At 42.6% G+C, this 14,626-nt stretch carries 18 protein-coding genes; all 18 read right to left on the bottom strand.

All coding sequences use genetic code 11. From position 1 onward, the window contains the following. Positions 1 to 14: 14 nt before the first annotated feature. The 18 genes from BVI01S_RS09195 to flgB all read right to left on the bottom strand — a co-directional run bounded on the left by BVI01S_RS09195 (position 15) and on the right by flgB (position 13,890). Positions 15 to 377, bottom strand: a complete 363-nt coding sequence (locus BVI01S_RS09195) for a response regulator (protein ID WP_034760212.1) — start codon at positions 375 to 377, stop codon at positions 15 to 17. A 38-nt stretch (positions 378 to 415) separates the two neighbouring features. Continuing rightward, positions 416 to 1,576, bottom strand: coding sequence for a flagellar motor switch phosphatase FliY (gene fliY / locus BVI01S_RS09190; RefSeq protein WP_034760215.1), 1,161 nt, complete (start codon positions 1,574 to 1,576; stop codon positions 416 to 418). Beyond that, the gene (fliM, locus tag BVI01S_RS09185) at positions 1,569 to 2,567 is read right to left on the bottom strand and encodes a flagellar motor switch protein FliM (RefSeq protein WP_061809948.1); all 999 of its coding nucleotides are present in this window, start codon (positions 2,565 to 2,567) and stop codon (positions 1,569 to 1,571) included. The genes fliY and fliM overlap by 8 nt, the downstream gene beginning before the upstream one ends. 28 nt (positions 2,568 to 2,595) lie before the next feature. After that, positions 2,596 to 3,006 (bottom strand): flagellar basal body-associated protein FliL, encoded by a 411-nt coding sequence (gene fliL / locus BVI01S_RS09180; RefSeq protein ID WP_034760815.1) that lies wholly within the window; start codon positions 3,004 to 3,006, stop codon positions 2,596 to 2,598. An 11-nt stretch (positions 3,007 to 3,017) separates the two neighbouring features. Beyond that, positions 3,018 to 3,233: a flagellar FlbD family protein gene (locus tag BVI01S_RS09175; RefSeq protein ID WP_034760220.1), complete on the bottom strand. Its 216-nt coding sequence runs from the start codon at positions 3,231 to 3,233 to the stop codon at positions 3,018 to 3,020. 56 nt (positions 3,234 to 3,289) lie between these two features. Further along, a complete protein-coding gene (flgF, locus tag BVI01S_RS09170; RefSeq protein WP_061809947.1) occupies positions 3,290 to 4,519 on the bottom strand; it encodes a flagellar basal-body rod protein FlgF in 1,230 nt (409 codons plus the stop codon). Between the two features lie 72 nt (positions 4,520 to 4,591). Then, positions 4,592 to 4,981: a TIGR02530 family flagellar biosynthesis protein gene (locus tag BVI01S_RS09165; RefSeq protein ID WP_034760225.1), complete on the bottom strand. Its 390-nt coding sequence runs from the start codon at positions 4,979 to 4,981 to the stop codon at positions 4,592 to 4,594. A gap of 11 nt (positions 4,982 to 4,992) precedes the next feature. Further along, a complete protein-coding gene (gene flgD / locus BVI01S_RS09160) occupies positions 4,993 to 5,622 on the bottom strand; it encodes a flagellar hook assembly protein FlgD (protein ID WP_061809946.1) in 630 nt (209 codons plus the stop codon). 8 nt (positions 5,623 to 5,630) lie between these two features. Further along, positions 5,631 to 6,896: a flagellar hook-length control protein FliK gene (locus BVI01S_RS09155; protein WP_061809945.1), complete on the bottom strand. Its 1,266-nt coding sequence runs from the start codon at positions 6,894 to 6,896 to the stop codon at positions 5,631 to 5,633. A gap of 31 nt (positions 6,897 to 6,927) precedes the next feature. Next, positions 6,928 to 7,518, bottom strand: coding sequence for a MotE family protein (locus BVI01S_RS09150; RefSeq protein WP_061809944.1), 591 nt, complete (start codon positions 7,516 to 7,518; stop codon positions 6,928 to 6,930). A 4-nt stretch (positions 7,519 to 7,522) separates the two neighbouring features. Next, on the bottom strand, positions 7,523 to 7,969 hold the full coding sequence (fliJ, locus tag BVI01S_RS09145; RefSeq protein ID WP_034760234.1) for a flagellar export protein FliJ: 447 nt from the start codon (positions 7,967 to 7,969) through the stop codon (positions 7,523 to 7,525). A 5-nt stretch (positions 7,970 to 7,974) separates the two neighbouring features. Next, entirely contained in the window at positions 7,975 to 9,294 is a 1,320-nt protein-coding gene (gene fliI, locus BVI01S_RS09140) for a flagellar protein export ATPase FliI (protein WP_061809943.1), read from the bottom strand. Next, on the bottom strand, positions 9,291 to 10,064 hold the full coding sequence (gene fliH / locus BVI01S_RS09135; protein ID WP_061809942.1) for a flagellar assembly protein FliH: 774 nt from the start codon (positions 10,062 to 10,064) through the stop codon (positions 9,291 to 9,293). Before fliH ends, fliI begins: the two co-directional genes overlap by 4 nt. After that, complete coding sequence (gene fliG / locus BVI01S_RS09130) at positions 10,057 to 11,070, bottom strand: flagellar motor switch protein FliG (protein ID WP_034760239.1); 1,014 nt, start codon at positions 11,068 to 11,070, stop codon at positions 10,057 to 10,059. The genes fliH and fliG overlap by 8 nt, the downstream gene beginning before the upstream one ends. 11 nt (positions 11,071 to 11,081) lie before the next feature. Continuing rightward, the gene (fliF, locus tag BVI01S_RS09125; protein WP_061809941.1) at positions 11,082 to 12,680 is read right to left on the bottom strand and encodes a flagellar basal-body MS-ring/collar protein FliF; all 1,599 of its coding nucleotides are present in this window, start codon (positions 12,678 to 12,680) and stop codon (positions 11,082 to 11,084) included. A gap of 33 nt (positions 12,681 to 12,713) precedes the next feature. Continuing rightward, positions 12,714 to 13,019, bottom strand: coding sequence for a flagellar hook-basal body complex protein FliE (fliE, locus tag BVI01S_RS09120; protein WP_034760243.1), 306 nt, complete (start codon positions 13,017 to 13,019; stop codon positions 12,714 to 12,716). Between the two features lie 17 nt (positions 13,020 to 13,036). Then, entirely contained in the window at positions 13,037 to 13,498 is a 462-nt protein-coding gene (flgC, locus tag BVI01S_RS09115) for a flagellar basal body rod protein FlgC (protein ID WP_034760247.1), read from the bottom strand. Positions 13,499 to 13,500: 2 nt separating this feature from the next. Further along, complete coding sequence (flgB, locus tag BVI01S_RS09110) at positions 13,501 to 13,890, bottom strand: flagellar basal body rod protein FlgB (protein ID WP_061809940.1); 390 nt, start codon at positions 13,888 to 13,890, stop codon at positions 13,501 to 13,503. Between the last annotated feature and the right edge of the window lie 736 nt (positions 13,891 to 14,626).

Below are 14,626 nucleotides of genomic sequence, written 5' to 3'. Positions count from 1 at the left end.
CTTCTTATTAACTGTTAGCTTAACGCTTTCTGGATCGCTTCGATTACACGATCAGCCTGGAACGGCTTTACGATGAAATCCTTCGCACCAGCTTGAATCGCATCGATGACCATGGCTTGTTGGCCCATGGCAGAACACATGATGATTTTCGCAGAAGCATCAATCGACTTGATTTCCTTTAAGGCCGCGATACCATCTTTTTCAGGCATTGTAATATCCATCGTCACAAGATCGGGTTTTAACTCTTTATATTTATCCACAGCCTGACTTCCATCTGCTGCTTCCCCTACTACGTCAAATCCATTTTTCGTTAAAATATCTTTGATCATCATTCTCATAAAGGCTGCATCATCTACAATTAGAATCTTATTCGCCATTACCCTCATCCTCCATTATCTCTAATAAAATTCTTCTATTATTTTAGTTTTTTAATTCGATCACTCTGACTAACAATGTCGGTGATCCTGACACCGAAGTTCTCATCGATGACAACGACTTCCCCTTTGGCCATCAACTGGCTATTCACAAGGATATCGACCGGCTCTCCCGCTAACTTATCCAGTTCGATGATCGAACCAGACGACAACTCAAGGATGTCCCTGACTGATCGATTCGTCCTTCCGAGCTCCACCGTCACTTGAAGTGGAATATCCAACAGCATATTTAGATTGTTACTTTCCTGCTGTCCCAGTGGAGCAGGCTCGAAACTGCTGAATGTAGCCGGTTGTACATGTACGGGCTCAGATTGTCCGCTTTGTCCCCCCAGATGCTGAGAGTTGGACTGATGAGGTGGGTTCGTGTTTTCATGGATCCCGCTATATACCGGTTCAGGAACGGAATCCTGTGCTTCCACCATATTTGGTGCCGATGTAGCCGCCACTTCCTCTGTCGCACCGCCATTCATTAATTCATCCACTAAGCTTCTGGCAAAGGATAGCGGAAGGAGCTGCATGATATTAGAATCAATCAAATCTCCAATTTTCAAAGAAAACGATACTTTAACAAGCAGGTCTTGATCCGGGATGTTTTCTTCCCCTTCTCCCCGGGGAATGTACATGAGATCAATGGATGGAGGTGAAATATCCACTTTCTTACTGAATACAGTCGACATGGATGTAGCAGCTGAACCCATCATCTGATTCATGGCCTCCTGTACAGCGCTGAGCTGGATTTCACCAAGATCCCCGGATGGATTTCTTCCATCCCCTCCAAGCATCAAGTCGGCAATGATGGACGCATCCGATTGTTTGATGACGAGCAAATTCACACCGGAGAACCCTTCCGTATACTGAACCTGAATGGCTACATAAGGATGAGGAAATTCCTCTTCTAAATAGTTCTTGTCAATGATCGTCACTTTAGGGGTCGTAATTTCCACCTTCTGATTTAATAAGGTGGAAAGTGCGGTTGCAGAACTTCCAAACGAAATGTTCCCGATTTCACCCAAAGCATCTTCTTCTATGGAGCTAATATAATCACTCATTTTAATTTCTTTGCGTTCTTCTACTTTCTCTTCTGGCTCCGCAGAACCACGAAGTAACGCATCTATTTCATCTTGCGATAACATATCACTCATCTTCTTCGTCTCCCCCTTTCAACGAATCTAAAATTTGCACGGCCATTCTTTTATTTGATTTACCAGGCTGTGCAGTGAATTTAGGAATCTCACCTATTTTTATAGTTAAAGGATCATCGATTCGTGTGTTCATTTCAATGACATCACCAATCGAAAGCATAAGGAACTCCTCGATGGTGATGTCTGATTGTCCCAATTCAGCTACGATCGGAACTTGTGCCTTCTTGATTCTTCTCTCCAGCTGAGCGGTTTCTTCAGGGTTGCTTTCTTTACGCTTTGATTCCATCCAATAACTGCCGGATAGTTTCGGAAGGATCGGTTCCAATACAACGTGAGGAATGCAAATATTGATCATTCCACTGGTCTCACCAATCGTTGTATTCAAAGAAATGACCACTACAGTTTCATTGGGAGAGACCATTTGCAGAAACTGTGGATTCACTTCGAATTCAGTAAACAAAGGATCGACGTCCACCACTGTGCTCCAGGCTTCCCTGAGATTTTCAAACGCCTTTTCAAATAGTTGACTCATGATCCTCGTTTCAATTTCCGTTAAGCTTTCCACTTTATTGACACTGATCCCTCTGCCCCCCATGACACGATCCATCATTGAATAAGCAATATTCGGGTTGATTTCCATGAGGATCCTACCATCCAATGGCGGCAGTTCATATACATTCAAAATCGTCATTTTCGGTACGGAACGAATAAACTCCTCATAAGGGATTTGATCAGCAGAAGCTACATTGATTTGAACGTACGTTCTTAGCTGGGCAGAGAAATAGGTCGTTAAAATCCTTGCAAAATTCTCATGGATCCTCGTTAAGCTTCTGATCTGGTCTTTCGAAAACCGCAGGGCTCTCTTAAAATCATAAACTTTGACTTTCTTCTCTTCTTCTTCTTTCTTGAAATCATCCGCACTCATCTCCCCAGTATTGAGGGCTGATAGCAGGGCATCAATTTCACTTTGAGACAATATTTCACTAGCCATCCCTTCACCTCCAAACCTTCAGGCCAATTTATTGAATCATCATAGAGGTGATATATACTCTTTCAACCGCGCCTTCCTGCATGAGGGAGTTCACTTTGTCTTTCACCTTTGTCTCGACCAATTCTTTCCCTTTTTTCCCTTGCAGTTCTTCTGCCTTCAATTCTGAAAGCTCTTCTATGATGATATTATTCACTTGAAAATCCCTTTTCGCTAATTCTTTCTTCGCTTTCTTACTATCCGTCTGAATCTTAAAAGAGATACGAATAAAGTCGTTGCTCATTAAATTGGTGGTCATTTCAGGTATGTCCACTGAGTTTTCAATCACTTCTTCAATGGAGGGACCTTTTGCTTCCTCATCCCCGGAAAACTTCAGCAATACCACAAGTGCTATTACACCGACGAGGGTAATGGTCACCAATGAAATCATCATGATCGTCATGGTTTTACTCTTCAATTTGTATTACCTCCCTCCTGGGGCAGATGAAGCAGATTCACTTTTTGAAAAAAGGTAAGTGAGCGGGAATTGACCTCATCCACTGATTCTTTCACAACGTACCGTCTACCATTTGTTAATAGAATGGTAGTATCGGGAAATGCTTCGACTGTTTCTATGTATAGGGCATTCAACGTAAACGATTTACCATTCAGCCTTGTCAATGTAATCATTCATTTAGTGGGAGGGACTGATCTTCTCAGCCACTCCCTTCCTCCCTTTCAAGGAATTAACGTTTCAAGTTTACAAGTTCCTGCAGGATTTCATCAGACGTTGTGATGATCCGTGTGTTTGCCTGGAATCCACGTTGAGCTGTAATCATCTCGGTGAATTCTTCGGAAAGGTCTACATTGGACATTTCAAGTGATCCTGACTGAAGGGCTCCTCTGCCGTCCCCCGCTACACCCTGATTCGGAAGACCTGAGTTGTTCGATGCTTGGAACAGATTACTCCCGGCTTTCGTCAACCCTCCTGGATTCGAAAAAGTAGCCAGTGCCAGCTGGCTCAACACTCTCACTTCCCCATTTGAAAACACTCCATTTACTTCACCTGAAGAACCGATATTAAAGCTTTCTAAATACCCTTCTGAGTTTCCGTCAACGGTATCCACATTGGCAGATGAGGAGCTGTCGAATTGAGTGATCTTTGAGAAATCCAGATCTATATCTTGAGTTGGATTTGCTCCAGTTGAGTTATTTAATGTGATAGCAAAAGGAACATATCCTGTAGCTGGAGATTCTACCTTACCGGCATTGTCAAAAGAAATTGTTGTATTTTCATTTACCGTTACACCTGGAGTCAAACTTGATACAGTAGCCTTCCATTCGTTTAAACCTGTCTTCTCCATCACAATTTTCAAACTGATGTCCTGCCCCAATGAATCTTTCACTTTTGTCTCCAATTCTACTTGGGTATTATTCGGTGCACTTGACTTCAAATTCCCGTTATAAGTAGCTTTACTTGTAGCCTGTGGAGCCATGGTCGTGTTCGTGTCAATCTTTATATCCGTAGTGCCGCTCTTATTGACCTCTCCGGCAGCATCAACGGGATACCCTTGAACTAGATTCCCCTGACCCGTCACAAGATTTCCGTTTGAATCCAGGTAAAAGTTCCCGGCACGAGTGTACATTTCGTTATTTCCTTGTCTCACCACGAAGTATCCATCTCCTGATATGGCGACATCCAATGAACGTCCGGTAGTTTGAAGACTTCCTTGTGTCTGGATTGTATCGATGGATGATAATGACGATCCAAGCCCTACTTGCTTTGCATTTTGACCTCCCCGGTTGTCTGTTGCCCTACTGGCACCGGACACGGTTTGATTCATGAGATCCTGGAATGTGACCCGGCCCTTTTTATATCCGTACGTATTGACATTGGCGATATTATTACCGATTACATCTAATTTGGTCTGAAAGTTTTTCATTCCACTTATACCTGAATACATTGAACGTAGCATGAATGTTTTCCCCTTTCGTATGTGCTGTTTCAGTCATTCCACAGCATATAGGCTTCCTTCTCGAGGTCCGGCCTATGAATCGATTAATATGGTTCCATTAATGTTGGTGAATATTTGAGAATGTGCCTCTTCACGGTCCAAAGCGGTGATCACCGTTTGGTTTTTGGCACTTACAATCAATGCGGCATCTTTCAGAATAACCAGTGAGTCCTGTACACCCTTATTCTTTGCTTCTTTCACTTTCTCCCCAATCTTTTCCCACGTTTCAGAAGGAATCGAGATTCCTCTTTGTTCCATCCTTATTTTCGCATGTTTGCTGATTTGCAATGGAGAGACATCTTTGATCGCCTTATCCAATTGAGTCGCAAATGATGTAGAAGAGCGGGCAGATCGATTAACTGCTTTACTATGATAATTAGACGTGATAGGTTGCGGTGAGCGGTGAAAGAACGTTTTTTCCATAAAACCACTCCCTAGGATTCAATTTTTAACAATGCAATACTTGAGATTTTTTCACCTGAATCGGTATGAATCCATATTTGGGAATCCTTCTTCGAAACGGATTGAACCACTCCGCTCAGTTCACCATCTTCCCCACTCCATGTCACCTTCTTGCCTATTAGCAGGGATGCGCTTACGAGAGATGACTCTCCGCTTCCTGAAGTATTGACTTGAGAAATATTCCCCGGATTCAGGATCGTTCCATCTTCCATGATGAATTCAACCGAATCACCTTTAAAACGGACACCCTTAACGAGTCCTTGTCCTTCTTGAATTTCAGGTACTTCCTCTGATTCTGATTCAATGACCTTATGCCAGGTCACTTCTTTCCCTACAAATTGATTATAAGAAATCAGTTGGGTCTGACTTTGTGTATCCACGAACTTCTCCATCGTCTTGGTCAGATTGGTCATTTGTTCCAGAGAAGAAAATGTCGCCATTTGTGCGATGAAATCCTTGTCCTGCATGGGATTCATCGGGTCTTGATTTTGCAATTGAGTCATGAGGATTTTAAGGAAATCATCTTTCCCTAAAATATCCCCCCCTGTTCCACGCTTAGCCTGAACGTTGGAATATAGTAAACTGGGATCTATTTTCGTCATGTCATCACCTATATTTCAGTATTTACGAGATAATCTTTGAAGGATTGAGTCTCCTCTTCATGGGTCGTTTGGGGTTGATCGGATTGTTTATGCTGATGGGACCCTTGACCGGATTGCCCTTTATGCTGACGCTCAGTTTCCGTGAACGCCTGTGAGATTTCAATCTTCTCAACGTTCAGGTTCTGTGCACTGAAAGCATGTTTCAATCCATGAATCTGTGAATCCAGCATTTCCTTCGCACCTGAGGTAGAAGCAAGGATTTTCGCTGTCATGACCCCATTCTGCTGCAATAATTCAATCCTTAAAGAACCCAATTGCTCTGGATACAGTTTAATCAGCAGCTTACTCAAATTTGGTTGGGTTATCATATTCGATTTACCCAGGATGTTCTGAAATTCTTTAACAAATTGCTCGTATTGAAGGGAGCGGCCGGTCGATGGCAGATTCATTGAAAAGGTTTCAGCCTTAGGCAGAACAAAATGAAGATTCGTTCCTTGAACCGGTTGAACTCCTTTCTTTTCGGCCGTGGAGCCATGCATATCAGAATTCTGATCCATCGTTTCTTCAGGTACCCGGCGCGTATAGGCTTCTCGCAGAATCCTTGACCAGTCACCTGACGTTTGTTGAAGTTTTGGTATGGCACCCTCTATCCCGGATTGAATATTCTTCACCACTTCTTTTAACTCTGCTGCTTTCGATGAATCTGTGATATGCATATCCCGATTACGAGCAAAAAGGTCCAATACCTTTGCCAATTTTACGATGCCTTCTATTTGACCCTGGGCATTTAATTCTTTCAAAGAATTTTCTGCAGAAAACTTCCCGGCCTTGGTATCCTTTGAAAGAGCGGACTGTAATAGATGAAGTGTTCCAAGAAGGTCTTCATAAACATCCTCAACCTGCTTAAGATCGACAGGTGACCCTTTTCCCAACATGACTGACTTCAATTCAGAAAAAAGTGTTTTGATTCCATCAATACTTACGCCAAGAATGTCTGCAATCCGATTAACGTCAAGTTCGTTCACTTTTGATAGTTGATCCAACTGCTCTTGTGCGAGGCCAAGATCCTCCAGTTTACCAGCTGCCAGGATCGCTTCAAGATTTACGAGAAATGACGGGTCATCCACTGACTTGACTTCCTTCAATTCACTGCTTTGGTTGGCGACAAACCCCAAAAGATGCTGTGAAAAGCCCGTTTCTTTTTTTGAAAGATTCGCTTCCTTATTCACAGGTGATACAGTGCTTACCCTTTGTGTAGCGATTCCGATTTCCATTCATTCACCTCCTTTAAAGAATTAAAACAGATCATTCCTCTGCTGATAGAAGACTTGTGTATCTTGCAGCATCCACAGCAGGCATCTTTTCTAAAATGTCTGCCAGCGTATCTGGCTTTATAGTGGAAAGGATCTTCATCGCCTCTTCATCTTCCATGTTCATGAGAACTGGAGCGGCGCTTTTCGCAGACATCGCTTCAAAGGTATTGACTACCTCCTTAAAAGCCCGTTTGTTGTCTTCACCAATCTGCCTTAATTCATTCATTTCCTCATTCTGCTGCTGGATGGTTGCCTGAAGTTGTTCGTTATCACTGTCTTTTTTATCTATTTCACTTTGAAGCTGGGCAATTTTGGCCTCTTGATCTTCCATCGACGCGTTTAATGAAATGATTCTCTCTTGTAATTGTTTCCTGTCCTCTTCATTATCTGTAGGGATGACCTTTGCCAAAAAAGGAATGTCCGATCCCAGTGATTGCGCTTTTTCAAAAATATTGATTCCCGCAAATGTCATGATGACCAGAGCAAAAGTGATAGCAAACAAGAGAGGAATGACGATGATGAAAATGAATCTTTGAAACCGATTATGCGAGTCTTTCTTTTCCTCTTCGATTACCTTTGCCATGAAATCACCTAACTCCCCTTTTCAAATATTGAACAACCGACACTTCGTCTAATTGTTTATTTTCCATCGATTGGATGTTTTGAAGAAACCGCTCTAAATCTTTTTCCTTCATCTTTTCGTATTTTTTCACTTCCACATTCATATCCACCAGTTTATCTTCATACCAATTCATCCGATTTCTCGCTTGGATCACTAGATCCTGATAATAAGAGATAGTCTTTTCAAGATTGGTGATGAATTGTTGATGATGACGGATATCCTGTACAGATAATCCACCCTGTAATTTGCTCTCCTGATGAAGCTCCAGGGTTTCTTTCTTTTTCAAACATTCATATAGCTTCCCTGCAACTGTTTCAAACTTTTCAATGGAACCCCTGTACATTTCCTGGACTTCATCTTTTTCTTTTTCTTTCAAGGTTAGAATTCGTTGGAATTTATACTGATAACTCATTCGGATCATCCACCTTTTTCCGATAGCTTGATAAGCTCATCAACACTCGAGGCTAGAGAGATCTGTTCATATACACCTTGCTTCAGGAAGGAGATGATTCCCGGATAATAGTTGATGGCTTCATCCACTTCACGGGAAGTCCCTTTTTTGTATGCCCCTATTTGAATCAAATCTTCTGAGTTCATATAGGTACTCAATAACTCTCTTATTCTAGTGGCAGCTTGTAAATGTTCTTTAGAGGCAAGGTGATTCATTAACCGGCTGACACTCTTCAGAATATTGATGGCAGGGTATTGGCCACGATTCGAAATCTGACGGTCGAGAACGATATGACCATCGAGTATCCCCCTGACTGTATCTGAAATAGGTTCATTCAAATCATCACCATCTACGAGAACGGTATAAAACGCCGTAATACTTCCATGGAGGTTCGTTCCGGTCCTCTCAAGCAGCTTTGGTAAAATAGCGAAAACGGAAGGAGTATAGCCTTTGGTTGTCGGCGGTTCCCCAACCGCCAACCCGATTTCCCTCTGTGCCATGGCTACCCGGGTGGCAGAATCCATCATCAGCATGACGTTCATTCCTTTATCACGGAAATATTCCGCAATCGCTGTTGCCGTAAAGGCACCTTTAATTCTCATAAGAGCAGGCTGGTCGGATGTGGCAGCCACTACAATCGTTCTCTGCAATCCTTCTTCACCTAAATCTCTTTCAATGAATTCTCTTACTTCCCGGCCGCGTTCCCCTACCAATGCGATGACGTTTAAATCGGCTTTCGTGTTTCTGGCGATCATTCCAAGTAATGTGCTTTTCCCCACACCACTTCCGGCAAAGATTCCTACCCTTTGGCCCTTACCGACGGTCAGCATGCTGTCGATGGCTTTTACGCCAACTTCCATTTTTTCATCAATGGGAGGTCTTGATAGCGGATTGGGTGGTTCCTGTTCTGTATAGGCAGTGCTTAATCCAGAAGGTAATTGACTTCCATCAAGGGGATGACCCAGGGAGTCTATCACCTTACCGATTAGAGATGGCCCGATTTTGATTTCCAATGGTTTTGCCGTTGCTTCGACTAAACTGCCTGGTGAAATATCCTGCATATTGGTATATGGCATAAGGATGACCAAATCATCATTAAACCCGACGACCTCTGCTTGTATCACCTTCTTTTTACCTCGGGAGAGAATATGGATATGACAGACTTCACCTACTGAGCTTTCAGGACCCTGGGATTCGATCATCAATCCGACTACCCGTTTCACTTTCCCGAACTTTTTGAATGTTGGGATATGGGGGATCTGAGAGATAAGATCTGCTGCTTTCATTCGACATCACCTTCAAGAAGGTGGTGTAGCTTCAGCTTCAATTCTTTCAATTGAGAATCCACACTGACAATGACCCGCCCTTGATTCGTTTCAATGTAGCATTCTTCAGGGAGAAGGTCATCGTTTGCATAGATGAAACATTGAATATCAGTTGGGAACATGACTTCCAGTTCAGACTTGTTCTCGGCAAGGAGCTTATGTCTCGTCGGATGCACATGTATCTGGATATGAGGCAGATCCCTCACTTCCTTTAGCCCCCGTTCCACGATGGAAAGGAATAAATCCGGTTCATCCTTCAATTTTTGATTCATGATTTTCCCGGCACATGCTATCCCAAGATCTATAATGACTTTCTCTGCTCTTTGGATGTAACCGTCATACTGATCCCTGTTGTTCTCAGTGATCTCGTTTGCTTCTTGCAATTTGTTCTCATATTCCTGGTAGCCTTTCTTTCTGCCTTCTTCCTCTCCTTGCAGGAATCCGGCATTATATGCCTCTTGCATAAGCTGCTCCCGTTCTGTTATCCAACTTTCTTTATCACGTAACAACCTTTCTTCTTCGCGACGAATCTCCTCATTTGCTTCCCGGATGATTCGTTCTGCTTCAATGCTTGCTTGCTCTATGATTTGATCCCTTCGAAACGAGGCATTCCCTATTAACCTATCTTCCTCTGGGGATGCGTCTTCCACCTTCTTCATTCTCTTAAGAGAGATCACTTTCCCCTTGTCTTCAATAGATTGGGCTACGGTAGACTTTATGATCCTAGACAATGATATCGTCTCCTCCACCACGGGCGATGATGATTTCACCTGAATCCTCTAACCTTCTTATGACTGCTACAATCCGTGACTGTGCTTCTTCAACATCCCGTAATCGGACAGGACCCATGAATTCCATTTCTTCTTTAAGGGTCTCAACCATCCGGTTCGACATGTTCCTAAATACCACTTCTTTCACTTCATCACTCGAGACTTTAAGTGAGAGAAGCAGATCTTCATTATCACAATCCCTGATCACACGCTGGATGGAACGGCCATCGAGTGTGACAATATCTTCAAATACAAACATCCTCTTCTTGATTTCTTCGGCTAATTCCGGATCTTGGATCTCCAAGGCATCCAGGATGGTCTTCTCTGTTGAACGATCTACCCCGTTCAATACTTCCACTACCGCTTCCACTCCGCCGGTTTGTGTATAATCCTGTGTGACGGTCGCTGAAAGCTTCCTTTCAAGAATGGCTTCCACCTCGCTGATCACTTCAGGAGAGGTTCCATCCATCACCGCAATCCTTCTCGCGATATCCGCCTGGACTTCCTGTGGAAGCTCAGAAAGTATCTGACCTGCTTGTTGAGGGTCAAGATAGGATAGAATCAATGCAATCGTCTGAGGATGTTCATTCTGGATGAAGTTAAGAATTTGAGCTGCATCGGCTCTTCTTGCAAAGTCAAAGGGTTTGACCTGTAAGGAAGAGGTCAGGCGATTAATGATCGCCGTTGCCTGCTCAGATCCAAGTGCCTTCTCCAGGACCGTCTTCGCATAGCCGATTCCACCCTGCGAGATATAGTCCTGTGCAATGGCGATTTGATGAAACTCCTCTAAGATGTCTTCTTTCGCTTCCGTTTCCACCTTTTTCACTCCGGAAATCTCTAATGTTAATTTCTCGATATCTTCTTCCGACAAATGCTTGTAAACGGATGCTGATACATCTGGACCAAGAGAGATCAGGAGGATGGCCGCCTTTTGTTTACCTGTTAAACCTTTCTCTCTTCTAACCATGTTCATTCCTCCTAATCCTCTGCTAACCAGGTGCGTAACAGTTTCGCAAATTCTTCCGGTTTATCTTTAGCCATTTTTTCCAGCTGTTTACGGCGAATCGACCCTTCTGTCTCTTCTTTAGGTTCAATATCCGGGATCTGGACTGGCTCTCTTGTTTCTTCATATTCTATTTCTTCAATCGATTCTTTCTTTCTTGAACGTAATAAGAAAAATACTAAGAGAAGAATCACTACAAGGAGTATGCCTCCTACAACATAAGTCCACCAAGGCAGGACAGGCTTCTCTTCAGATGCGACATCCACTTTCCCATTGAACGGCTGAACTGAGACGACCACCTTTTCTGCAATCGCGTCATCCGTGAGTTCAGGATTCGCGTCCTTATCAATGGACGTGCGTACGATCGTGGATAAAACTTGGCGTATATCATCGACCCTGTTCTGTGGTAAGGACGATTCTTTTTCGGGATCAGGCGGTTCCACCATGACCTGTATCCCAAGGTCCCTAATCTTGTAAGGACTTTCTACAATCTCTTTTTTGATCCGGTTGACTTCATTATTAATGGTTTCTTCCATCCGTTCATAATCACCATTCGATTCTGAACTGGAGCCGTATGTAACACCGCTGTTCGTCGGCTCATTGGCATCCCCGGCCCCTGGTGTCCCTCCAGGAGCGGCACCTTCACCTGAGAACGTTTCCGTAATACGCTGAGCACTGACTGCGATTCCTTCCATATTTTCTTCATCGACAGGTGTTACAATGTTTTCTTCGCGGTTTTCCTGGGTAAAGTCAATATCAGTTGTCACGGAAACCACTACCTTATTAAAGCCGATCAGCGTACCAAGCATGTTTTGAACCTGACGTTGAATATCACGCTCGACTTCTTTCTTTACATTCATTTGCTGAGCAAAATTTCCGCTTCCCGTAGAATTATTTTGAGATTCTAAATCAAAATACTCAAAATATTGATTCATGATGGCGATATTCTCAGTAGGAAGGTCTGGAACACTTTTCGAAACAAGATGATAAAGTGATTTGATTTGCTTTTGATCAAATGTGAAACCCGGCTTCGTATCCAGGACAATGGATGCAGATGCATTTTGCACATCATCATTTAGGAAAATCTGTTTTTCAGGAAGATTGATCATGACTTTTGCATCCTGGATCCCGTCTATTCCCTTCATTAAATTGGCTAATTCCGTTTGCATGGCGTCCAATTTCATGACGTTGAACTCGTTATCGGTCATACCGAATCCGGCATTTTGACTGAAGAAAGAATAGTCGATGCTCCCAGAGTTAGGTATCCCTTCTGCAGCCAGTTCAACTTTCAGTGTATCCACCTGCTCTTTAGGGACCATGATGGTCGATCCACTATCGGTAATTTCTGAAGGGATTCCCCTGCCATCCAGATTCTCTTTGATGGTTCCCGTTTCTGAAGGTGACAAATTACTATATAAGGGTTCGAGAGTCGTCCGCGTTGAAAAATAACTAACCGCACCGATCAGGATGACGGTAATCAGAAAGATGGCTCCCATGCTGATCTTTTGTTTTTTTGTTCTACTTGTCCAATAAGTCTTTATTTGCTCTGTATATTTCTTAAACGATTCATTCATTACAATCCTCCGGTACTCGACTGCATGAGCCTACTACATTGGCATTCTCATTATCTCTTGATATGCTTCCACTACTTTGTTACGGACTTCCATTGTCGTTTGCAGGGTGATGCTTGCCTTTTGTGAAGCGATCATCACCTGATGGAGATCAACGGTTTCACCCCGTACAAGTTTTTCCGTTAATTGATCTGACTGCACTTGCATCTTATTGACTTCGTCGATGGACTTTTTAAGTAATTGACTGAAGTTTTCCGTTGCAGCAGAAGGAGAACTATTTTTTTTATCAAATGACGGACTTATAACTGCAGGAGTTACCGAACCTATATTGTGTATGGCCATAGAATTACAACCTTTCTTTATTTACCGATTTCTAATGACTTCATTAACATTGCTTTATTTGCATTAAATACTGTCACATTTGCTTCATAGGACCGTGTAGCTGAAATGAGGTCTACCATTTCCCTCAAGGGGTCTACATTCGGCAGGCGTACATATCCATCATCATTTGCATCGGGGTGCTGAGGGTCATACACCATTTTAAATGGCGTTTTATCGTCCTCTTCAATCCGTGAAACTTTCACTCCACTCCCAATTGAGTGGTTGGCCCTTGTGTTCATCGCCTGGTTTAAAAAAGAAGAAAACTGATCTTCCTTTGGTGCCATCACGACAGACTTTCGCTGATAAGGCTGCCATTCACCATCCACCATTTTGCCTCTCGTTGTATCTACATTGGCCATATTGGACGAAATGACGTCCATCCTCAAACGCTGGGCGGTTAGTGCAGAAGCCGTTGTATTCATCCCTGTAAATAATCCCATTCTTACTTGCCACCCCTTATGACTGATTGCAGACTGTTAAACTTCCCATTTATTCGGTCTGACAGGGCATTAAAATAAATTTGGTTGGTTGCCATCTCTGACATCTCCTGATCCAGATCCACACCATTTCCATTATGATTGTATTGAAAAGAGGATTTCGTCTTTACCGCAGGGTGTTGACTATAAGATCCAAAGGTAAAGTGACGTTGATTTGTTCTTTTCGCTTCCAATTGTTGAGTAGATTGATTCAATAACGACTTAAACTCTACTTTTTTCGCTTTATAATTTGGTGTATCGACGTTCGCAATATTTTGAGAAATCACTTTCTGATTTAACGAGGCGTAGTTCAGCCCGTTTTCGAGTGTTGAAAAGGTGTTGGAAAAAAGTTTCACTTTAGGCACCTCTATCCGTTTTTTTGACATGTTTCAACTATTTTTGACATATTTATCATGCAACAGTATTTATTGTAATGTTTAGCAAGATTAGTGTCTATGAATATTCCGTAAATTTTAAAGAAAGATGGCGATATTCATCGAATTCGTGACTTTTCATCCATGTTTAAACCTAATTTTCCCATGGATATTTTTACAAATAAATGTGGTTTATTCCTTGGTTTGTTACATTCATATTACAGAGACAGAGATAAGTAAGAAGCAAGATACCATACATATCCGTCATTCAGCGCTCCATTGCGAAAATTTTTTCGCAAACTACATAAGAAAACTTCACCTAAAGTCAGGTGAATCCGTAAACCTCTATATTTTTCACTCATCTTGGAATGATGTCGAATCTGGTCGTAACATTGTTGTAACTTTATTGTACTATCACCATCATAGATGACAATACGAAAAGAACAATTGCCGGTAGTCCATTCGACTTATTTTCCCTAAACAATCTGACATTTCACTACAAACCACCTATATAAGGTGAGAAGGCATCGGACTGGCATTAATCATTTCAATATAATTTAAAAATAGGCTGGGACTTAACTAAATCCATTTCCTCTATTGACGAATAATCAAATTAATAATTAGGATCACTTGTTACACCGCCATTGATTTCCGTGCAAGAACTTCGCTTTCCTCGGGCGTAAGGCAAGCCTCCTCACAGCTGACGCTCCTGCGGGGG

Origin of the sequence: Rossellomorea vietnamensis NBRC 101237, assembly GCF_001591825.1 — a bacterium.
Taxonomy (GTDB): domain Bacteria; phylum Bacillota; class Bacilli; order Bacillales; family Bacillaceae_B; genus Rossellomorea; species Rossellomorea vietnamensis.
This window is presented reverse-complemented; position numbering and strand designations above follow the sequence as displayed.